General features: G+C 54.6%; 19 protein-coding genes. 2 read left to right on the top strand and 17 right to left on the bottom strand.

The features are described 5' to 3' along the window. Window positions 1–2: 2 nt before the first annotated feature. Complete coding sequence (locus tag H4I92_RS15485) at window positions 3–914, bottom strand: glycosyltransferase family 2 protein (RefSeq protein WP_077531427.1); 912 nt, start codon at window positions 912–914, stop codon at window positions 3–5. Between the two features lie 389 nt (window positions 915–1303). Here H4I92_RS15485 and H4I92_RS15490 point away from each other — a divergent pair, with 389 nt between their 5' ends. Next, window positions 1304–2134, top strand: a complete 831-nt coding sequence (locus tag H4I92_RS15490; RefSeq protein ID WP_077531428.1) for a sulfotransferase domain-containing protein — start codon at window positions 1304–1306, stop codon at window positions 2132–2134. 4 nt (window positions 2135–2138) lie between these two features. Here H4I92_RS15490 and H4I92_RS15495 read toward each other — a convergent pair whose 3' ends face one another. Then, entirely contained in the window at window positions 2139–3332 is a 1194-nt protein-coding gene (locus H4I92_RS15495) for a glycosyltransferase family 2 protein (RefSeq protein ID WP_179105738.1), read from the bottom strand. Window positions 3333–3523: 191 nt separating this feature from the next. On the opposite strand from H4I92_RS15495, the gene H4I92_RS15500 reads away from it, so the two are divergent. Beyond that, window positions 3524–4642 carry a hypothetical protein gene (locus tag H4I92_RS15500; protein ID WP_077531430.1) on the top strand — a complete coding sequence of 373 codons (1119 nt, stop codon included), beginning with the start codon at window positions 3524–3526 and terminating at the stop codon, window positions 4640–4642. 84 nt (window positions 4643–4726) lie between these two features. Here H4I92_RS15500 and H4I92_RS15505 read toward each other — a convergent pair whose 3' ends face one another. From H4I92_RS15505 to H4I92_RS15575, 15 genes are all read right to left on the bottom strand, one after another. Continuing rightward, the gene (locus tag H4I92_RS15505) at window positions 4727–5470 is read right to left on the bottom strand and encodes an FkbM family methyltransferase (RefSeq protein WP_077531431.1); all 744 of its coding nucleotides are present in this window, start codon (window positions 5468–5470) and stop codon (window positions 4727–4729) included. Between the two features lie 123 nt (window positions 5471–5593). Beyond that, entirely contained in the window at window positions 5594–6820 is a 1227-nt protein-coding gene (locus H4I92_RS15510; protein WP_077531432.1) for a glycosyltransferase family 2 protein, read from the bottom strand. 67 nt (window positions 6821–6887) lie between these two features. Continuing rightward, window positions 6888–7247 (bottom strand): hypothetical protein, encoded by a 360-nt coding sequence (locus H4I92_RS15515; RefSeq protein ID WP_077531433.1) that lies wholly within the window; start codon window positions 7245–7247, stop codon window positions 6888–6890. 39 nt (window positions 7248–7286) lie between these two features. Next, complete coding sequence (locus H4I92_RS15520; RefSeq protein ID WP_179105739.1) at window positions 7287–8783, bottom strand: lipopolysaccharide biosynthesis protein; 1497 nt, start codon at window positions 8781–8783, stop codon at window positions 7287–7289. A gap of 84 nt (window positions 8784–8867) precedes the next feature. Then, window positions 8868–9752: a glycosyltransferase gene (locus H4I92_RS15525; protein ID WP_077531435.1), complete on the bottom strand. Its 885-nt coding sequence runs from the start codon at window positions 9750–9752 to the stop codon at window positions 8868–8870. Window positions 9753–9832: 80 nt separating this feature from the next. Beyond that, window positions 9833–11230: an O-antigen ligase family protein gene (locus H4I92_RS17095; RefSeq protein ID WP_143512726.1), complete on the bottom strand. Its 1398-nt coding sequence runs from the start codon at window positions 11228–11230 to the stop codon at window positions 9833–9835. Further along, window positions 11227–12210, bottom strand: coding sequence for a polysaccharide deacetylase family protein (locus tag H4I92_RS15535; protein WP_077531437.1), 984 nt, complete (start codon window positions 12208–12210; stop codon window positions 11227–11229). The genes H4I92_RS17095 and H4I92_RS15535 overlap by 4 nt, the downstream gene beginning before the upstream one ends. Then, window positions 12210–13370, bottom strand: coding sequence for a glycosyltransferase (locus tag H4I92_RS15540; protein WP_077531438.1), 1161 nt, complete (start codon window positions 13368–13370; stop codon window positions 12210–12212). The genes H4I92_RS15535 and H4I92_RS15540 overlap by 1 nt, the downstream gene beginning before the upstream one ends. 15 nt (window positions 13371–13385) lie before the next feature. Further along, complete coding sequence (locus tag H4I92_RS15545) at window positions 13386–14546, bottom strand: GNAT family N-acetyltransferase (RefSeq protein WP_077531439.1); 1161 nt, start codon at window positions 14544–14546, stop codon at window positions 13386–13388. A 235-nt stretch (window positions 14547–14781) separates the two neighbouring features. Further along, a complete protein-coding gene (locus tag H4I92_RS15550) occupies window positions 14782–15399 on the bottom strand; it encodes a GNAT family protein (protein WP_143512728.1) in 618 nt (205 codons plus the stop codon). A 1-nt stretch (window position 15400) separates the two neighbouring features. Continuing rightward, entirely contained in the window at window positions 15401–16642 is a 1242-nt protein-coding gene (locus tag H4I92_RS15555; protein WP_179105740.1) for an ATP-binding protein, read from the bottom strand. Between the two features lie 20 nt (window positions 16643–16662). Further along, the gene (gene asnB / locus H4I92_RS15560; RefSeq protein ID WP_077531441.1) at window positions 16663–18594 is read right to left on the bottom strand and encodes an asparagine synthase (glutamine-hydrolyzing); all 1932 of its coding nucleotides are present in this window, start codon (window positions 18592–18594) and stop codon (window positions 16663–16665) included. 79 nt (window positions 18595–18673) lie between these two features. Further along, window positions 18674–19783 carry a glycosyltransferase family 4 protein gene (locus tag H4I92_RS15565; RefSeq protein WP_077531442.1) on the bottom strand — a complete coding sequence of 370 codons (1110 nt, stop codon included), beginning with the start codon at window positions 19781–19783 and terminating at the stop codon, window positions 18674–18676. 347 nt (window positions 19784–20130) lie between these two features. After that, on the bottom strand, window positions 20131–21198 hold the full coding sequence (locus H4I92_RS15570; RefSeq protein WP_077531443.1) for a glycosyltransferase family 4 protein: 1068 nt from the start codon (window positions 21196–21198) through the stop codon (window positions 20131–20133). Beyond that, complete coding sequence (locus H4I92_RS15575) at window positions 21188–22180, bottom strand: polysaccharide pyruvyl transferase family protein (protein WP_077531444.1); 993 nt, start codon at window positions 22178–22180, stop codon at window positions 21188–21190. The genes H4I92_RS15570 and H4I92_RS15575 overlap by 11 nt, the downstream gene beginning before the upstream one ends. Window positions 22181–22362: the final 182 nt, after the last annotated feature.

The following is a 22362-nucleotide window of genomic DNA, read 5'->3' on the forward strand; positions in this document are numbered from 1 at the left end:
GCTCAGTGGCCTTTCACAACAATAGACAGAAGCTGCTTCCATGCGCGGGGCCACAGAGGGCGGTACATTAATGCCCGTAAAGCACAACCCAAGGCATCCCCCGTGCCTCCATTCACAACGAGGGAAACTGAGCGTCTCCTGTAAAAACCGGCCAGACAGCGGCGGGCAAAGCGGGATGGGACCACTCTGGGAAGGTTTTCCAGGGCATATTCCAGAGCCTCTCCCCGAGCTTCAGAAACAGGGTCAAGATAGGCCGGACATTGACCTTGAATGGGCCGGATATTCACCAGTGATGTCCCCCCACACGGCTCAAGGGCTGTTTTGAACGTCAGCCAGATCAACAACGCATGGTCGTTAGCTAACCAGAACCGCATCCCGGTTTTTTCCAAAGGCTTTAAGACATTACGGCGGACCATTAACGCCGAAAGCACAAGCTGGGGCTTCTCGAACAGATCCTGGACCATGGTTTGGTATCGGAGATCTCCCGGAAACGTCCAACGTACCTCGTCCCCGCTTCCAAGTACATCCGATGGCGCACAGGTTATTCCCGTCTTTTCAGGGCTCTGGTCGAGCTTCTTGCGAAGCTGGGTCAGAAACTCAGGAGACCAGAGACTGTTGGGGTCTGGAAATGCCAGGTACTGCCCCCTGGCCTTACTGAGCGCCTGGCGCCGCCCAATGGCTTTATCCGTCTCGTCAATGGACTGTACCCGGAAACGGGAATCACCAGTAGCGCGCCCTTCAAGCACCTCAAATGTACCGTCCTCGGAGCCGCAGTCCACCGCTATCAGCTCCCAAAGGTCTTCCTGTTGGGCTTGAATGGCATCCAGTACGTCGTCCAGCCATTCCGCCCTGTTTGCCGTGACCAGGATAAGGCTGACAAGAGGCCTTTCACCGCCCTGACGGTCACCGCTCATGGGTCATCTCCACTAGGCACTCTACTTCCCTGACTATTTCACGAACCACAGTATCATTCTCTTGATAACGCCTCATCTCATCTTTCCAAACTAAGCGCTTGCTGCGAAATGCATTTCGGAAGCTTTGCGCAGACGACGCACCACCCGGGAGCGAGGACCATGATACTGCCGCGATGAGCTTGCAGGAGAGTCTCTCGAAAGAAGATGTTCCGCAGTGTTGGGAGGGACGGCACGCTGGTTACCGTTGAGGGGCCGTGTTACGATTCCAGCTCTGGAGAGCTGGCACGAAGACCGTTTCAATGGATAATGGCCTCTCAAACCAACTGGAAACTCAGGCCAATCGCAGGCATCGTTGAAGGTCATCAAACCATTCAAACCAAAGCGACAACATGAATTCAGGCGCGCAACCGACATTCCTGTGCATCGGCATACAGAAGGCCGGCACATCGTGGCTCTACCGCATGGTAGAACAGCACCCAGAGGTCTGCTGTGCGAACCCCAAAGAGCCGCACTTTTTCAATCGCCATTACCAAAAGGGCCTCGACTGGTACCTGGCTCACTTCCAGGGCGATGAACGAACCAGGGCGGTTGGCGAGTTCACACCGGATTACCTCTGGGTGCGGGAAGCGCACAGCGAAGCGCGCGGGTTCGAGGCAACACCGAATGTTCCCGCCCGCGTGGCCCAGCATTTTCCGGACGTCCAGCTCATCGCCATCCTGCGGGATCCGGTGAGCCGTGCTGTCTCCTCGTACTTCCACCACATCGGCGCCAACCGAGTCAGCCCCAACCGACGCATCAGCGAGGTGGGTGACCAGTGGGGAATTCTCTCCATGGGCCACTACGCTGAAAACCTGGAACGGTGGTTCAGGTATTTCCCACGGGAGCGTTTCCAGATCCTGATCTACGAGGACGATCTCACCGGCGATGCACGCCTGGACACGCTCTACGGGGTTTTCCGCCACATCGGTGTTGACGACAGCTTCCAGCCGGAACATATGGACGCGCGCTACAACAAGCGCCGATCCCCCTTTGATTACCGCCTGTCCCGGCTTCCGGGCCGGCTGCAGCGTCTGGCCCGCGAGTACGTTCCCGAGTGGGTCAAGCAAAGCGGATTCTGGGACATTTCGGTATCCGAGGACGAAATGGAAGAGCTGCGTCGCTACTACGCACCCCACAACCAGCGACTGGCCCATCTTCTCGACCGGGAACTGCCCTGGTAACCCGCTAACGAGACGCTACGCTCTCAACGGATTGCTCCCCAGCAGCCTGGCGCAGCCGATAATTCTCCGCCGCCAGACGATCCACCGTCTCGTTGAGCTCATCAACAGAATCCCTGAGGTCGTGAATAGAGGAAGTTGAGAGGTTGTAGGACTGCGCCCGCGCTACGGAGAGCAGGCGCCGGCGAACCGGGCGCGGCAGAAGCACACGGCGCAACGCCTGGGCCAACGCCTTGCGCCAGCCATACAGCGTCCCGAACCAGAAGGCGTTGCCAGGAGACTCCAGGGCGCGGTAGAAATAGCGCACATCATGGGGAACGCTCCCCGGCCGCCGCAGTATCGCCCGCCCCTCCCCACCGAGGCGCTGGAGGAACTTCCTCAGCTCCTCCTCCATCGCAGGACGGTGCTCGGGGGCGAGCTGGAAGTAAGCGCCACGGATGAACCCCAGTGCAAACGGATACCATGCCCGCAGGAGCCCCTTGGGATCCCCCAACTCTTGGAGATCCTCCCTTATCGCCTCCATGACATGAATCACCTGGATAAACCTTGGCCCGATGGTGCCGGTCACCGAGTTCGCGTGCACGCGGTAGTGATACAGGGGCTCCGGCACCACGCTTACCTGTTCCGCCAGGGACATTGTCTTCCAGTGGAAGATTACGTCCGCCTTGCTGTAGAACTCTTCACGGAACCGAAGGCCATGCCGGTGCAAAAAGTCCACGCGGTACAGTTTCATCCAGACATAACCGAAAGCCATGGGGAAGCCGTCGGTGTATTCCCCGCGCTGCCACTTCCGGAGATTCCAGCGGCGGACGTCCGGTGATCGATAAGGCCCACTGAGGTAGTCCCAGCCCACCAGGGTAATATCGGCGCTATCCGTCTCTGCACGGTGAACAAGCCGCTCGACGAATGCGGGTGCCACCACGTCGTCACAGTCGACGGAGAGCATATACTTGCCGCGTACCAGCTCCAGACCCACATTGCGAGTCGGATACTGCCCCCGATTGTCCTGATGCACCACACGCATCCGCTGATCCGAAGCCGCGTAGGCATCAAGAATCTCGCCCGAGGCATCCGTGGAGCCATCATCAATGCAAATGAGCTCAAAATCGGTAAAGGTTTGCGCGAGTACGGAGTCCAGACACTCCCGCAGGATATCCTCTACGTTGAATACCGGCATGACGATGGAAACAAGAGGTCTCATTAGCGCATTTCCTTGTTTACGTACGGCGGACAATCCAAGCAGGGGCATTGATCAAGACTGGATTCATTGGCACCGACCGCACAGATAACGTATCTTGATGGCACTCTTTAGCTCGAATGGCATGGTAGCGGCTGCCCAGCATGAGGTCCATGCAACGGATACTGTGAGCGCAACAAGGAATAGAGTTGGGGATGACTGAGAATCCATGGCGGGAGCAACCCGTATACTTTGTACATCGAGGCCTTTCGGACTGGCAGAACCTGGACCAGAAAATCGATCGCCACGGGCTCGATCAAGTGCTTCTTGGCTGCCGCAATGGTCAGGATGCCTGGATTATCAGTACCTATACGCGATTGCGTCGCCGTGGCTATCCGGTAAAACTAGTTGATCATTTTGTTCCCGGCGCACTCTGTATCGCTCACCGAGACGATATTGCCAATGCCCCCGGGTTATGGCGCTCCTTTAACGTCGCCATTCGCGCAGATCGAGAGCGGACCTTCGTCTCGGACCTGGAAGTCGTCCAGAGCCCTGCCGTCGTCGACGCGCCGGGTGTTTACTATCTCCCGCACTGGCCACAACCGGCACTGATCCCGCGAGATCCTGAACGCGGCGACAGGTTTGAGCGCATTGGCTTCTTTGGACCGAGAAAGAACCTCGCAGCCTGCTTCCGCACCCCGGAGTTTACCGAACAACTCCAGGCCCTGGGCGTCGAGCTCGTCATCCAGGAGGAACGAGAGCAATGGCACGATTACTCGGACATCGACGCTGTCATCGCCGTCCGGGACGGCCTGCCCTATTTCCTGGCCGGCAAGCCGCCTGCGAAACTGTTCAACGCCTGGCGCGCTGGGTGTTTAGCCTTCGTCGGTTCTGAACCCGCTTTCCATCACTACCGACAATCAGAAGACGATTTCATCCACGTCATCAATGCCGAAGAATTACTGGATCACATAAGGGTTATCAAAGAAACACCTGGCTTGTACCACCGTTTACGTCTGCGCGCCGAGCAACTCGGCGAAACCGTCAGTTTTCGGGACATCGAGGACGAATGGATCGCCTTTTTTGAAAACACTGCTCTTACCGGATACAACGACTGGTGCGCCCGTTCTTTGCGGCACCGTTATATCCGGTCCCTACTTTCACACGGCTATAGGCTCTTTCGCAGATTCCTCCGAGGTAACCTGTATACGCGGGGCTACGATGTGGAGGGTAATCCCCTAAGACACCAACGCACGTTTAAGCGCCGCCTCGCACTCATTGCGGATCGCTTTTTATCTGCCTGGGATCGGCGCCAAAGGGCGCGTAACTCATGACCTTTTGGGCCTGAATTCAGCAATCTAGAGCAATTATTGCAAATTCGAGGACTTTTACAGAGGTTCCGTAGCCCATTAACGCACTCACTTGGGTAGATAAATGCAATCGAACTCGATAGCGTGTGGAAATCTTGATTCACTTAACGAATATAACCCGCTTACTTCGAAGCCTTTTGACTTGAATGCTTCGAGAGAATCCTCAAAAGTTGGCATATTTTTATATATCGGCATGACTGATACTTCAGTTTGAACCCCCTGAATTAGATTAAGTAACCCAGATGCTCCATCGAACACTTCCAGATCAAACCCCTGCGTATCGAGTTTTAAAAATACATTTCTAAATGTATGTGTCTTTTTTATATTTTCGATTACTTCATCGAGCCTGACTGTTTCAAGTCTTATTGTCTTTATTACTGAGTTATTCTTAAATTTTTCTGTCTCCGAACTATCAGGCTCAAGAAATGAATTGAAAACACTTTTTTTCATTATATGGAAATCAAGCGGTTTTCTATCCCTGCCAAGGGCGTAGTCATAAACGAACCATTGTTTGTCTTTTTTCTGCGCCTCATGAAGTGTTTCAAGATTTTGAGGATCTGGTTCAAAGGAAATTATTAAACCATCATAGCCTACATTTGTTCTCAGAAAATCGCGATATTGACCAATATTTGCGCCAACATCGAAAATGCAGTCAATTTTATACTCAGAGATTATTTTTCTGATCCTCATTGCAAGAAAATATGAGTCTAACCGCCATTCGGGAATAGCTACAACTCCTAACTTTCTTGCTATTAAAAAGAAAAAATTACGAAGTACCTTTCGTAGTGCCATGATTTAATTCCCTTTTCTGAGTTCAGGTGATAACTGCAGCACTTTGGTGTGGCTGGGTAGAGGTAGGAGGGCCGCCGCCGGTACCCTCATCACCTTTAGCAAGCAGACCCTATTATTCGCTTTTCAACGGCCACTGCGCCTCGAAGCACGACCGAAAGTTGGTCGAAAGAAACCTGCGGCTCGTCGCCGGCCCAAATGCAGCGCCCGCGGAACACTGACCAGGGACAAGACGGCCATTAATAGTCTGGCGTACGCTATTCGTGATTGTGTAATCGACGACTTCCGCAAACTGTAATACATCGACCTTACCCACTGGCTCGCCATACTTTCGAGCGACTTTTCTTTAAAAAGACGTCGCAACGTTCGAATCGTTGACCTGTCACGTGCAAGTGCCGCAGCCCCATGTGGACGAATCCATGGGTGTGCTAAACAAAAGCGCAGCGCCGGACTGTTACGTACCCTGGGGCCAATGTCGCTGGGCAGGGATTCAAGATCGGAGTACACATATTGCCACAGGCCTCGACGCGCCATGATATTCGCGCGTATCAGCCGGCCCAGGCTTTCACATTCTTTCTGATTGAGACCGTTCTTCGCCGAGGCAGGGACATACTCCTCCAAGTCCATGACTTTATAGAAATGAGGATATATCACCTGGTCCGCCATGAACCAATGACGTTCTTTATCACGCACATCGAAGCGCTGATTCGCTGTTCCCCGAGCGCCCTCATGCTTACGCAGATAGAAGGTTGGATTTTCAATCCTCGCTCCTCGGTACCGCCTCGCTACTCGGATGGCGTAATCAACGTCCATATTACGGATCAGGTCTTCCCTGAACTCGCCTATATCCGAAATCACACTTGCACGAAAGAGCGAGCCCTGTAGCAGACAAAAGATGCGAAACATCACCTCAAGCAGGTGGTAATCCCTTTCAAACTCCGGGAGCCTTGAAGCGTGACGTGGTTTTATCTGGCCTTGCTCGTCTGTATCGGAAATATAAGGGGGGCTGTACGTAAAACCGGCGCCGGGGTCCGATGAAAGCGCTTCCATATGCCGCTCAAGCGCATCCTGGAATGGCAGATCATCATCGTCGAAGAACCAAAGATAATCCCCCGTTGCGTATTGCAACGCGTTATTCAATGCCCTGGGCCTACCAGCGTTTTCCTGATACAGAACAACGACGTTCGATGACCACCTATCCAGTACGTCACGCGTTCCGTCCGTAGAACCGTCATCTACGACGATAATCTCATCCGGCACCATGGATTGTTGAAGAAAACTCTTCAGCGCCTGTTCCAGGTAGCCGGCGCGATTGAATGTTGGGATGATCACACTTACTGATGAATTGGACATGCTGTTCCTTTGCTTGTCGCACAGAAGGCTCAGTTTATTAAGCTAGCATAAAACAACTTCTTTGCTATTAGCCCACGGGTTCTACCCCGTTTCCACGGACGATATCAAACAGAATGCGCAGGAATGACCGCCACGCCTCTTTTAGCCCGGGACCATAGCGTACAGAGCGCATCCCTGAGACAAGAGCGATCCAGCGCCGGCCATCGCTAGCCTCATGACGCCCCTTGCGGCCGTAGAAGCGCGATAGCGTTTCGCGCACCTGCCGGGCATCCAGTTGATCGGCGTGTTCGTGAATAAACGATTGAATCAGGGACTCGTTCGCATCCAGGCGGGTCAGGTTGTCGCTGGAGATCTGGTTTTCCATGACGCGATAATAGGCCCAGTTATAGGCCGGAGTCACGATACTGATGAGTGGGCGGGCTGCCATAGCGGCGCTTCACTCTCAGTCATGAAAGCATCATCACGATCAAAAGGCCTTTCTGATCTTCCCGATGGCCCCGCTCAGGTTGCGTCGGTCATCGGAATCGAGCACACCAAAGACGAAAAGCGGAACATAGACAACGACACCAAGAGCAACGATTCCCAGAAGCTGGTACCAGCTATCCATTGGGAAGAGCTGCAGCGCGACAACGACACAGGTCATCATCATCATTGTTGACACAAGGATCGGCAACAGAGTGGAGCGGGCATAGGTTGTCGGAGACATGGCCAAATGCCTGAAAACCGCAGCCCACACGAATGGTGCCGTCACGAGATGCGCGATGAGCGTCGCGGATGCGACCCCGACAAGGCCAAACGGCCCGATCAGTAGCAGCGTCAGAACCACGTTGATCACCGCTCGCGCTGAGTAAATGATTGCCAGTATCCCATGGCTGTTAAGCGCCATGAGAAAGCGATTGTGCAGCGGCAACGCCCCCCCGACCAGTGCAGTCGCCGCCAGGATCCAGATAATCGGGCGCGCCTCTTCGCCGTACTCCGGGCCGATCCAGAGACTGATGAATATGTCCCCTATTGCAGCCAGCCCCGCACAGGAAGCCGCCGCGAGGCCATAAATGTACTTCGTACCAGTCTGGAAATACTGATCCATCGTTTTCTGGTCACTTGCGGAATGTAGTGTCGAAAACGCGGGCATGAATGCATGACCCATGATCTGCGTCGATTCTTTGACCCTGTCCAGCAGCATGGAACCGAGGTTGAAAAAGACGATCTTTTGCGGGCCAAGAAAGGCCCCGATGATGAGCGGGTCTGCGCGTTTTGACACTTGTCCGGCGATTCCCTGCGCCAGGGCCTTGCCCCCGAAACGGAGCATACGGAACATCATCGATGGGCTGAAGTGCCCGGGATGGAATCGATACGCGCCATAGGAAGGTGCGTGCAGGATGGCAAAGAGCAGCACCAGCTTCGATGCGGTCACGACAACATTGACCGTAATCAGCAACAGCAGTGGATCGAACTGCGGGAGATAGTGGTAGAGAAAGGTTGCACTGATAATCGAGTGGCCAATGGAGATATTGTTCTTGGTTGTATAGAAGAGCCGCCCCTCGTACGTGCTCTCGAGCGAGAAATAGGGAAACGACAGAACAACGTGAACCGCGAAGATCTGGATCAGCGTCGCGTAACGGCCTGCGGAATCACTATCGGGAGCAAGCACGCCCGGAAAGGTCATCGACCAGGTCAGTAGCGCCATGCTGATCAGCAAGCCCACCGCCGCCATCATGCAAAGCGATGTGGCAAAGAGCGCACTCTGTTCTGCGGGATCATCACTCCTGTTCAAGTAGGCGGTGAAGCGCGAGATGGTCGGCCGCAACCCCATATCCAGGAGGCCGAGGTAGCCGACCACGGACATCATGATTTCCCAGATGCCGTAGTCGTAGTTCCCCAGTTCATGGATATACACCGGCGTCATCACCAGGGTGATGATCGTCGTTACGGCGAAGCGGGAACCGTTGGACGCAGTACTCATGAGGAGGCTTCGAAGCATCAGTGCCCCGCAGCCGCGGTTACAAGGCACAGAATTCGGCAGGGAACTCCAAGCATGCCCATCATACTAACGGGCCACATCAAACAGAATGCGCAGGAATGACCGCCACGCCCCCATTCGGCCGGGCGCATAGCGCACAGTGCGCAGGCCTGACGCAAGGGCTCCCCGTCGCCGGCCACCGCTGGCCTCATGACGCCCCTTGCGCTCGTGAAAACGGGATAGTGCGTCGCGCACCTGCCGGGCATCCAGTTGATCGGCGTGCTCCTGGATGAACGACTGAATCAGGGACTCGTTTGCATCCAGGCGAGTCAACTTGTCGCTGGAGATCTGGTTTTCCATGATCCGGTAGTAGGCCCAGCACTCGGGGACGTAGGCGAAGGGCGCATGGAGTGAGACACGCAGCCACAGGCCATAGTCCTCCGCATAGCGGTCGGCGGGGTCGAAGCCGCCCACCCGGCGCAATAGCTCAGTGCGCGTCATGGTGGTGTTCATGCTCACGAAGTTATCACCGAGCAGGGCCTCGGTGATCCAGCCGCTGCGCCGCCGCATGTTGCGCCTGGAGAACTCATTGCCTTCCGCATCAATGGAGATGATGTCACCGTAGACGACACCGGCCTCCGGATGGCTTTCAAAGGCCTCGAGCTGCTGGCGCAGCTTGTCAGGCATCCAGGCGTTGTCAGAGTCCAGAAAACAGATGAACTCGCCGCGGCTGTTCTCGATGCCAACATTCCTCGCAACGCTCTGCCCCTGGTTCTCCTGACGGAAATACCGAAGGCGCTCATCACCATAGGAAGCGACGACGCCCGCCGTGTCGTCCGTCGAACCATCGTCCACGATCAGGTGCTCGAAATTGGCGTACGTCTGCGCCAACACGCTGTCGATGGCTACCCGCAGATAGTCGGCCCTGTTGAAGGTGGGAGTCACAATACTGACGAGTGGACCGCTAGTCATGAACCGCTTCCTTAATCGCGTAACCGAGATACAGCGTACCGATGGAGCACTTCAGATAAAACTGCTATGCCCAGATCGGCTCACTGACCTTGGAACGGCTCACGAGTCCGTGGGCCCGGGGCCGCAGGCCATCGTGACCGAAAATCTCGTGTATCACGGTCTCTCAGCCCATCACCCGCCTGAGAGAAGTCGCGGGCAAGGGAACGAGCAAAGGCGACACAAATCCCTCCATAGAGGTACCAGTATTCCTGAGACAGGCCGTAATAGTTGATGCTGTAGACGGCATAGATCCAGAAAACCGCCAAAAGCGCCTTGTTAAGCCGGTACTTGAAGCTGTCGATCTCCGCACCGGACTCCATGGCTTCCCGCAATCGCGCCAGATTGCGACGCACCAGCCTATACAGCCTGACGATATAGGTCATGACGATGATAAACCCGATGATCCCCACTTCGATCAGCAGCTCCGCGTAGAAGTTGTGCGCGGCTTGGCTTCGCGCGCCCAACTTGTTCACCTTGGCTTCCGAGGTGGTTCCCACGCCATGACCAACAATCGGTCGCTGAAGCCCGAGCAGGAACTCCGTCTTCATGCCTTCGAAACGCCCCTCGACCGTGCCGCTGTTTTGCGTATCCTCACTGATCAGCGACAGGTAGCGGTCCTGATGGAAATCGGACATCTGGCCCCAGGCCACAACCGCACCGACTAGCACCACAGCTGTGAGAAGCACTTTCCGCTTCGCATCCCTGAACATGAAGAACAACAGTACGAGAAAGGTAATAAACGCGCCGCGCGAACTCGTGAGGACAAGCGCGTAAAGAAACGTTGGCAGCAGCACGTAGTAGGTCCACCGCACAAGGCGGCTGGGGCTGCGGAGCATCAGGAAGTGCATGAACCCGAGCGTCGTCACGATAACGAAACCAAGCCCATTGGCATTGATTACATCCGCGGGGGCACCATTCAGACGACCCGCAAACTCGCCCCCGACATAGGTGCTACCGCCGAGAACGCCTGTCGTGAAGTAAAGGAACAACGGCTCCAGAATGCGGAACGCCTGAAGGCCGACAAAAAGATAAACGACCATCTTCAGACGCCGGTCTGTATCCGCAATGATGGCGACAAAGAATAGGAAAACGACCGCCTTAACAAAGTCCTGGATGTTTTCCCGGATCACGCTGCCCGGCCACTCCACCAGCGGCAAGGACAACAGCACGTAAAGAAGAAGAACGACGATAATTCTCAGAACCGGCTCATTAAAGCGGTCCTTGACCTTATCCGCCTGGGAAAAAAGCGACAAGGTGAGGACGCCGACAAGCAGTATCGTCGGCCGAAAATGAGGATACACAGGCAGGCGGGCGGGCAGGCGCCCAAAGTAGTCGATCATGAAGTAGCAGAGCAGGACGAAAATCACCGCCGGCACGACGCGCTCGTGAACACTCGACGCATGGCGGTGAACGGTTGCACTCAGCGGCTGACTGTTCACGACAGGCCTCCCCGCCGCCAACGCCGTCCGAGCCACTCGACTCCCGAACTGGCCTTATAGAACTGGAAAGGATTCGAGGAGCTGCTGTGCCGCCGCAACTGGTAGACATCCTCGTGCCGGGCGCCATCGGCATATGCCACTACGGCCCCGGTGAATCCTGCATCTTTCACAGCCGCGCGAACGGCCGGAGTCACATCACCCGGCTGTCCATTGGGATAGCAGAACGGTCGCGGACGCATCCCCAGTTCGCTGTCCAGGCGCTCCCGGCACCGATGGATTTCCTCCGGCAACCGGTGCTCCGGCATGCGCGCCAGATTGGGGTGCGTATGCGTATGGCCACCGATCTCGATACCGTTGGCCTCCAGAACACGCAGTTCATCCCAGCTAATCGGCGCATACCCCTCGGGCGCCTCGGATGGTAGATCACAGCCCAACTGTTCCCCCAACTCCGACGGCGCACGCAGCCGGTTATCGTCGGACACCGCCAGAATACGGTCCACAATAGCCTGCCAGGGGTTGTCCCCAAGCTCTAACGACGCCCCGGCCATCTGCACACGTTCAGGAAGATGCCCACACTGCCCCAAAAGCCAGGTCACCTGATCGGGCCAGAGCCACAGTTCCCGGTCAATGAACCCCGTCGCGGCGAAGAGCGTGGCTGGTACATTGTGCCGTTTCAGGATAGGCCAGGCGAACTCGAAGAAATCCCGATGGCCATCGTCCACGGTCATTACAACCGTGTTAGGTGGTGGGCGCTCTCCGGCGTGCAAGTAGGCTAAAAGCTGGCCGAGGGTCATTGTATTGAAGTGCTTGGCCAGGTGACGAACCTGTTCCTCGAAGACATCAGCCATAGCCGTGCCCGCGGACGTGTCGCCGGTAAAGCGATGATACATGAGAATGCGCGGGTGGTTTCGCGTGTACTGGCGCGCGAGCGCATACCCGCCCCAGCGGCCGGCAAAGTCAATCCAGGCGGAGGGAATCATCAGCGCGATCTCCCCTCGAGCAATTCGCTGTATAAGGCCATGTGCGCGTCAACCATCGTCTCCATGGCGAAGCGCTCCTGGGCAATCCTCCGGCCCTTCTCGCCCAGCTTCTGTCGATACTCAACGTCGCCGGCCAGGCATTGCAGATGGGTTGCCAATGTCTCAACGTCGCCGACGCCATACAGGAGCCCCGTCTCACCGTGCTCCACGGCCTCAGGATTCCCACCCGCTTCAGTACAAACCACGGGCAACCCGGCGAGCATGTATTCAACCAGGGCATTCGAGAAGCCCTCGGACTCGCTGCAGAGAACGCCGATATCCAGCGCATTCAGGCAGGCCGGGACATCGTTGCGGCTTCCCAGACAATGCAGTCGGTCGCCAACACCCAAGTCACGGCCCAGATCACGCAGTGGTTCCTGGTCACCGTCCCCGATAAGCACCACGTTCAGCGCTGGGACATCCTCCTTCAGCCGGCCCAGCGCACAGACCAGATCCTGGATACGCTTGATCGGTCTCACATTGGCAACCAACCCGACGAGAACCCGACCATTCGACCGCAGCGCATCCATATCCGACGCGCCCTCAATGCTGGCGCCATGCTCTATAGGAAAGCCGTTATAGATTACCCGTGTCCGCTCCGGCTTCGCCCATTCCTGAACAATGGTCTTATCCGCAACGGCACGGCTGTTCGCAATCCAGGCCGCTACCTGGCCGCGCATCGCCCGAAGCAACCAGAGTTTGCCCGGTGTATGCCAGAACCCCATATCGCGGCGCGAAATGACAGTCTGAAGCCCTGCCAGGCCCAACATGGGGGGCGCCACAACGGATACATCATTGAAGAACGTATGCGCGATCGTGAACCCTTGCGCCCTGAATCTCCGACCTAAGCTATACATGGCACCCCAAATCCCGGGGCGCCCCAGAGACGTGTAACCCAACACGGTAAACCCACACGGAAAATCTTCGTTCAAGAGGTAATCCGATGCCGTAAGCACAACCAGATGACACTCAACCCCCCGTGCCACCAACGCCTCAACCAACAAGTAGAGTTGTCGCTCGCTACCGGCATAGGGATTTCTGAACGAATCGATCAGGAAAAGAACTCGCGGAACCTGAAATCCCTGATCAGGATCGCCTACGCCAACTCCTTCATGTGGCATTACTCTATCCCTAATTCAGAGCCTGACGAATCGGTTGATTGACTGGCGCAGGCGCCCCGGAAGCCAGGATTGTAACCGATAAATAGACCGCATTACCGGATGGCGCGCATACTGTACGGTCAGAAAATGCACGTGTTCACCCTGGAAATGACGCTTATAGAAGGTCTTTTTCCCTTGCCCGGCCAGAAGGTCGTAATAACGCACTCGCGGATCCATAAAACTCTGCTCGATTGCAAACCCAAGGTGTAGGGTTCCCAGAGCCACCTTGGAATCGAACGATTCCAGGAAACCGGTCTGAAGGTTGTACTGGCTGTCCCCCACCCGAAGATCATAAAGCATGGAAACCGGTTCCCCATTGAATTCCAGCACGGAAAGCGCCCTGTTGTCCGGCGTCAGGCGAGTAAGGAGACGTTGATGAAACCTTAAGGCGTCCGGTTCAAAACAGGGCTTACCCCATCGCCGCTCATGAAAACGGTTCAGGGTGCTGAAAAAGTCATCCGTTGCATCGTCTGACACATACCGGAATCTCAGCTCACCCCGCTGGTTAAGATAATTCCGCCGGTTATAGGCCTTGAGGCGCGTATTGCGTCCGAGTTGCCCGAGCCAGTCCTCGAAATTCCCATCCGTGACCACGCGTACTCCGGAATCGATGATCCTTGGAACGGTACTCACGGTCTCTCCCAGACGATCGAAGGTTTTCTGCCACTGAAGAAGATCCTGGACACCCTGGTCACACACCACCATCTCCTGCCAGTCGAGACGACAGACCTCCGACATGACCTTTTCCACAACCCGATTTTCCCATCCCCGACGAATGACCAGTCCGCAGTATTCAGTACGCACCGTCGGGCATATACGCCAGGCATTGCCAAGGAAATGCAGCCGCCGTAACTCATACCCCAGTGGCAACCGGAAACGGTGGCAGTAGAACGGCGCCAGTCCAACGAGAATGCCTTCCTCCGTGAAGGCGCCCAAAAGGGCCAGTTCCAGTTCCAGAGAGCCTGCCCAGGTCTCCCACCAGGTGTACAGCCAGGGCCAGCCCATAAACAGTGGATCCGAGTCGGAATCAAATACAAGCTCCTGCCAGGATGACGCCATATCCGCAAAATACTGCTCGGAAAGGCGCACCACCTGGAGGGTCTCAACGCCCTGCCCGGAACGCGGAGTCTCCGACATCAACGCCCTCGCCTTTTCAGCAGTATCGCGAGAAGAACGCGCCGGCGTCCCCGGTAAAGCAACCAATACCTGAGAGCTGTAATGAAGGCTTTCAGTGCTTCCTCTTGCTCACTGATCGTTATGCAGTCCCTACATACAATTCCCGCTGTGGCTCCACTCTGCAACGTGGCCACCTGTATCTTAGAACGGTTATAGGTCGGAGTAATTGCAGAACCCAATGCGTTAAGGTAATCCATTATTTCCGATCTTTTAACGATATAACAAACTTAAACCGGAAAAAATAAAGATCAACAAGAACAAAATCTTTATACCTTTCGAATCCCGCTTTCAAAATGCCTCTTATCGAGCTCTCATTTACAGACTGACACGCAACATAAACCTCAGAGCTATCAGAAACCTCACACAACTTCGCTAAAACAAGCGGATAAACTCCTTTGCCGCGAAATCCTGGATATGTAAAACAATCGTAGATGTAAAAAATTTCTTTATTCAGATCAATGCCGTTTGCTATATACGAAAAATAAAGTGAGGACTGATACCCTCCCCACCCGTAGCCTGCGAGCGTCTTATCAAGAAAAAGACAGACCAGAACTTCGCCATTTTCAATACGGGATTTAGTTTTTCCTAATAAATCTTTACCAAGCACTTGCGCAATTTTTTCTTGATTAGATTTTTTTGAAAAAATCTCAAAGTTGGCATTATCAGGGTAGATGCGCTCTTTGTTAACGTTATGCCAAACATAAACCATCTCTTTCTTAATTATTTTCTTGGCAGCACGCCTTATCAATAATTTTAAGGACCGAATCACCCCCTCAGTTCTAAGGATTGTTAGAATCCTATTTAATTTCGGCATATTATTTTAATCGTCGCTTAACAAAAAACATCACCTTAGATCCGAACCTGATCAAATTAAAAACCTGAACCGCAACCGTCATCCGCAAGTCTTTAATATTAAAATAATCGACCACAACTTGCCTCGGTTTTTGTACGAGAACCAGATAGCTGCGTATCACGTCTTTTAGTTTTAAATAACCTCGCCAATAGTTGACTATCCCGTCACTTAGGTCTCCCGGATAACGAAGAGTTTCAAAATAATATAACCGCTCATACTTACTGCAGCGATTAACCTGAAAAGGTAATCCAAACAGATCCAGACTGTAATAGCATCCCTGCTCATGACCAGAGGCACTCAAAAGGTATGAGTAACCGGGAAGACGTGGATTAACTTCCGTTAAAACATAATCATTCCGTTTTTTGCAAAAGATATACTCAACGTGCGCAAACCCTTTCCAGTTCTGTTTCTTTAATAAGTCAAATGTCCTTTCCTTGAGCAAGGTATTGTTCTGGATCTGACCACAGTACATCCTACTTGTTGGCAGACCCTTCTCACTCAAGGACGTCCGAATTCTTTTTATGGTTACGAAATCTATAAGTTCCCCGTATTGATCAAAATATACATCGCAACTCCAGTTATCTGACATCTTAAGATCTATCCACTCCTGGATTAAAACCCCAGATTCATGAAGCTTGAAGTTCTCCTTTTTAATTATATTGGAAAGAGAGTTAAATGCATTTTTTAGCTCTTCTTGTGAGTGGACTTTGACGTAGTTTCCTCCGGCTAATGAGGTTGGCTTTACAATTAACGGCCAAGTCATGTCACTCGAAAAACGCTCGGCGTCTGACAAATCATTAGCTAATGCGGACTTAGCAACTGGTATATCATGTCTCTCACAAATTTGATTGCATTCCCATTTATCGAAAAGGTGATGCAGGGTATCAGGGTCAGGTACATTGACGAGAAAACCTTCAGAAGTGAGACGCTCTTTGAATCCGCTAAGAAACTTGACACTTAAATCGCCAGAAGGAACTATAACCCCTCTTTTTTCTAAGGAGCAGAGAAACTCAAAATATTCCTGGAATCCGTTATCCAGTTTTGGAGACTGTACCCGCCGATGAAGATGGCTTGAAAAGCGAGCGGGGAAGAATCTGTCAGGACTTAACCCAATGACGGAAAACCCTCTCGTTGCGAGAGAATATATGATGCCCTCAGAGCACCTTTGCTCGCAGTCCATTAGAAAAACGAATCCTTCGGCCAAACCTGGATCCTTAGCTGTATTCATTTAAGGGATGAAAACCATGCCTGGAACATCAGTACCCCCCACAATTCAAAGCTGTAATCCTCGCGTCCACTCAGATGCTCGTGCCAGAACCAGCGCACACGGTTAGTATGCCAGAGCCCCTGCTCTTTCAGGCGCTGCTCTGCCAGAAGCGGCTCGGCCCAGTCCCTGAGAGGCCCGCGCAGCCAGCTCCCCAGCGGCACCGCAAAGCCCTGTTTGGGGCGGTCGATCAGTTCAGGGGGCACATGGCGATGCAGTACCCGGCGCAACACCTGCTTGCCTACACCAGCTTCCATGTTGAGGTCGGTCGGCAGCCCCAGCGCGAACTCCACAATTCGCCGGTCCAGCAGGGGAATGCGTGTTTCCAGGCTACAGGCCATGGCCGCCCGATCTACCTTGGCCAGAATATCGTCGGGCAGGTACCAGTTCAGGTCGCGCCACATCAACGTCTTAAATGGGTCCCCGGCAACCGCTCCCGGCAGCCCACTGGTAAGCGCATACTCGGGTTCCTCAGCATTCACCAGTGCCTCGGCCGGCTCCGGCCAATGGGACACTCTCTGGCGGTAGTATTCGGACAGCGTCCCTGCATTACCCATGGCAGCCTCTGCCACCAGCCGCTGGCGGACCGCCCCCGAGGAACGCTGCCACTGAGACGGCATCATTGCCCGGATCACGGGGGCAATCAATCCTTTCGGCAAATACCGCATTAACGCCGCCAGCTGGCGCGAAAGCCCGGAACGCGACTGCCAGGCCCGCGCCGTGGCCTGGTAACGCGTGTAGCCACAAAAAAGCTCATCGCCGCCGTCGCCGGACAACGCCACCGTCACATGTTCCCGTGTCATGCGGCTTACAAGATAGGTGGGAATCTGAGACGAGTCGGCAAAGGGCTCATCATACATCTGCGGCAACCCCGGAATCACGGCTAATGCGTCCTCGGGGGTCACATAGAGTTCCGTATGATCGGTGCCCAGATGGCGCGCCACCTCTGCCGCATGCTCCGCCTCGTTGAAGCCTGGTTCGTCAAATCCGATGCTGAAGGTGCGCACCGGGCGCGAGGCCTGCTTCTGCATCAGGGCCACCACCGTGGACGAATCAATCCCCCCTGAAAGAAAGGCGCCCAGGGGCACATCCGAGATCATCTGCTCGCCAATGACGCCCTCCAGAAGCGATTCGAGCTGAAAGGATGCCTGCTCGACCGTGCCGGGCCACTCATTGCCGATGAAGGATTCCAGTACCCAGTACCGTTTGGGCTCCGGCCAAACGGAGCCCCTGCTGTCTTTCAGGTCCAGCGCGATATAGGACGCCGGCGGCAGCTTGCGGATATTCCGGTGAATGGAATAAGGCGCCGGGATCAGGTTATGACGAAGCAACAGTGGCAGCGCACTCCCGTCGATCTCACCCTGCCAGTCCGGATGCTGCCTGAGAGCCTTGAGCTCCGAACCAAACAGAAAGGTATTGCCCTGCCACCCATAATAAAGCGGTTTCTCCCCCATCCGGTCACGAGCCAGGTAAAGGCGCTGCTCGCGCCGGTCCATGAGCGCGAAGGCAAACATGCCATTAAACCGGTCAAGCGCGCCCTCAATGCCCCAGTGTTCAAACCCGGCCAGCATCACCTCCGTGTCCGAATGGCCCCGAAATACGTTACCTGATGCTTCAAGCTCTTTCCGCAGCGCATTGAAATTATAGATCTCGCCATTGAAGGCAATGACGTAACGCCCGGATGTGGACGTCATGGGCTGGGCGCCGGTCGGAGACAGATCTTGGATGGACAGGCGCCTATGAACCAGCCCCAGGCCGGTGGTGTCATCTATCCAGGCGCCCTGGGCGTCGGGGCCACGGTGCTGGAGTTCCTGGCCCATCGCAGCCAACACAGCATCGCGCCCTTCGACTCTGGCGCCGTTCAGTGGCCAGAAACCAGCCAGTCCACACATCCTTAGCTCCCCGTTCCATCGGTCGTCGGCTGCCGAAGCAAGCGCGCTCTGTATAAGTATATCGGACCGCTCGAACCCATCACTTAGCCACGTCCATGAACAGCTCCTTTAATGACCTGGCCGTCCCGGCCACATCGAATCGACTCGCGGCCTCACTACGGAACGCTTCCGCGCGCTCTTTCAAGGCATCCTCCTCGTTCGCAAAACGCTCCAGACATTGAAGCAGTCCTTCCACTGACTCAACTTCGAATGTCAGGGCAGGCGTCGCGTGCACGACTTCATTCAGACCAATACAGGTAGACGCGATCACCGGCACTCCAGCCACAAACGCCTCCATGGGAAGCAATGGACATGCTTCCCAGCGCGAGGGAATGACCACCGCATCCACGCCCCGCAGAGCTTCCGCCATCTCATCCGTGCCTGGGAAAAAATGGAAGTATTCCATCAGGCCCCTGCGCGTCAGCTCGGCCTGTTCCTCCCGAATAAATCCTCCCCAGCCGAAGCAGGCCACTTTCAAGGTTCGCCCCTCCCTGCTGTTCCACTGCGCTACTGCCTCAACCAATGTTGAAAATCCTTTCTGAGCCATAAAACGGCCAAAAAAACCCGCGAGCAGATCGCACTGCGCAACGCCGGCTTCCTCCCTGACATCCCGCCGTTGGTCGCCCAGGAACTGATTTGTATCAATTCCGTTCCTGATGCTCACCATCCGACGGCTACCATTCAGGTAGGAGTAATTGTCCTGCAGATTTCGCGCTGCATCCTTCCCCACCGGGTTGATGACCGTTGCAAGCGACAGAACCCGACCGATCAAGCGCCGTTTCAGACGTCCAACAACCCCCTGAAACTGGGCATCCCGTAAGACATCATGGGTTGTGATCACATGAGGCACGCCGAGCAACCGTGCTGGAATGACTGCCAGCAGCCCGGCGGTAAAGCCATGGGAATGCAGGACCTGGGGTTTAACCTTTAACAGAGTTCGGATAATCGAAATCAGAAGGTAAACCACACTCTCCTTGCTTTTTACGTGCGATCCAACGTTATTCATCCCTGCCAGGAGGGAATCCATGGAATCCGTTTCAGGCGTAAGGAGCGTTATGTTGGTGTCAGAAAAAGCTGCATTACTGTACACATAGTAGATATAGGTCCGGATCCCTCCCCCCGGATGACGGGCAAATGCTAAAACCTCCATGAGACCTCCTTAAAACCAGAACACGACAACCGGCTGCACCAGACTGTCAACGCCCTTTATCCGCCGCAATGTCATGAATGCGCGTGTCGCGAGCGTATCGAGCTTCCAATTTGTCTCCAAAGCCTTGGGTAAGAAATGCAGTATCAGGTGGGATAGCATCCAATGCCGCCACCCCATGGGTATCACCTCAGAAGGATGTTTCCCGGAGCTTGCTGTAAACCTCATCAAGTGCTTCAAAGGGGCCAATATAGTCCAAGGAAAGATGTTCGAAGAACCGGTATTTCATCTTCTGTTCCATTGGAAATCATCCTTGCCGCAATCAGTCGCGTTGAATAAGAACCATTCGGTCAGATTTGTTCAACTGAATGATTACCCGTAGATAGCCGCCGGTAGAGTTGTTCCCACTGCGCACGGATCCCCTCCGGCTTGAGTTCCTTCGCCCATTCGGCGCCGTTTTCAGCCATTTGCTGCCAACCGTCAGCATCATCTAGGACCTGTCTCACAGACCGCACAATAGCCTCAACATTGCCAGCCGGGAAAGTAAGCCCTGCCCCACTGTTTCGGGCAATATCCGGTATGCCGGCAACATCGGATGCAACAAAGGGCGTTCCACATGCGCACGCCTCAAGAAGCACGGTCGGGAAAGCCTCCGAGTAGGATGGGAGAATCAACAGCTTGGCAGACCGCAGGATAGATTGAACCTCTCTCTCCTCCAGCCAGGGATAAAGCTGGCATTGCCCCTCCACGGTGGGCTTCTGGACATTCGTGTAGCACTCGAATTTGGCGATATCGGCGAGGGCCTCCGCCGCACGCTGCATGTCACCCACACCTTTTTCCCAGCTCCAGCGCCCGAAAAAGACGACGTCCCGCGTACGGTCGTGCAAGCTACCCGGGGAATCCGACCTTATCCATGTCTCATCGATGGCATTCGGAATAACGAACAAACCGTCGCGGGCGCAGAATACAGTTTCAAAACCTGTCCTGAGCTTCTCACTCAGGAATACATGGGCCGCTACCGAGCGCCACGTCGACGTAATCAATGCAACGGGAAAAAAACCGGGCAGATAATCGCGAACAACATCAGCGCTCTTGTGGTGTTGAATGCACAACGGCAGGCCGGCCAGCTTTGCGAGCCAGATATAAGGCAACGTTCTCACGGCATCGCCGGACGACCCCACGATGACGTGCAATACATCATAGAATTTCCGGATGCGGTACAACCCGAACATGAAACCCAGGAGGCTTTGCAGGTAGGTTGTTACTGCCCGGGATTTCGGCGTATAGCAATGATGAAACACATGGAGATCCATCCCGGGATAGGCCTGCCTCAGCGTTTCGGTCACCTTGACGACACCACCGGACATCCTTGGTGAATAACCGACGACCAGAACCCTAGGGACTTCATTACTGCCCATCAGGTTGAACTTCCTCCTTGAATTGGTTGGACCACTTCTCAATGTTTGAAACAGGGAGCGAAATTTCTATAGCACGCTCATCCAGAACCATTGATTTGACTTCCTCGAACGGCCTGTAACGATCAATCACGGGTAGTCCGATGTCCTTACCCATACTGTTAGCCCTGTGATCGACCCCTATGATGGTCGCTCGGCGCCCGTGTTTCAGTGCATAGATGCCGCCATGAAGGCGGTTGCCAACGTAATCCAGTGCCAAGGATGAATCGCTCAAGAGGCGGTTATAAGCCCTCAAGGTCGGCGGAATAAACTGGAAATGACGATCAAACCCCAAACTCCGGATGTAGTCCAAATCCCCGGAGCCCTGACACCAGAAAAAACGGTTGGCGTACCTGGAACAGACCAGGTCAAGAAGCTCGGCATCCCTTTCTTCATTGCGGCTGTAATCAGTAAGCACGCAAACGGCCGAATCACCAGCGGTTTGTGGAATACTGGCACAATGATCGGGCGTAAGGCTCCAACAGGTCGGGCAGCCGGTGTTCAGCACATTGTCAAAACCGATTTCCCTGAGCCGGCCTTCGGTGTAGGAATCCCGTACTGAATGGTAACGCTGTGAATCAAGGAGCCGGCGCAATAACCATCTTGTATAGAAATCCGTTTTCCGGGAAGCCTGGCTCCGCCACCCGACCCCCATCAGCACCACGGGCTTCAGCTTGAATGCGTCAATCAAGCCCACGTTCCATTGCTTAACCAGCCCCATGTGGGCATGGAGCAGGTTTGTTCCGCAAGCGATGTTGTAGGAAAGCTGTTTTTGAATACTATAACTGGTCCTGCCCAGCTTCTCGTGGGTCGGGAAGTGAAACGCCTGCGCATTCAAAAGTGAATCCAGGACCTCCCCGGCCGACTCCATGATGATGAGATCCCCCGTATTCTCAGTCGCAATGCTTGTATCCAAAATCCCCGCTTTTACTGTGTCGTCAGTCATTTGAATCCTTTTTATCAGCTCGTCAAGATTCACCACCTCCAGAGGAGGCGAGTGATGAGCAAGAGTGGTGCGGTCCCAAAGCTCGGGCGAACTCCAGGAAATCGCGGGCAATGAGTGCGCAAGCTATAACAAACTGTAACGGATAACAGGCTTGTAACCTACCGCTGATCGATTTAACTTGA

The organism is Vreelandella halophila, from assembly GCF_019903425.1.
Lineage (GTDB): Bacteria > Pseudomonadota > Gammaproteobacteria > Pseudomonadales > Oleiphilaceae > Halospina > Halospina halophila.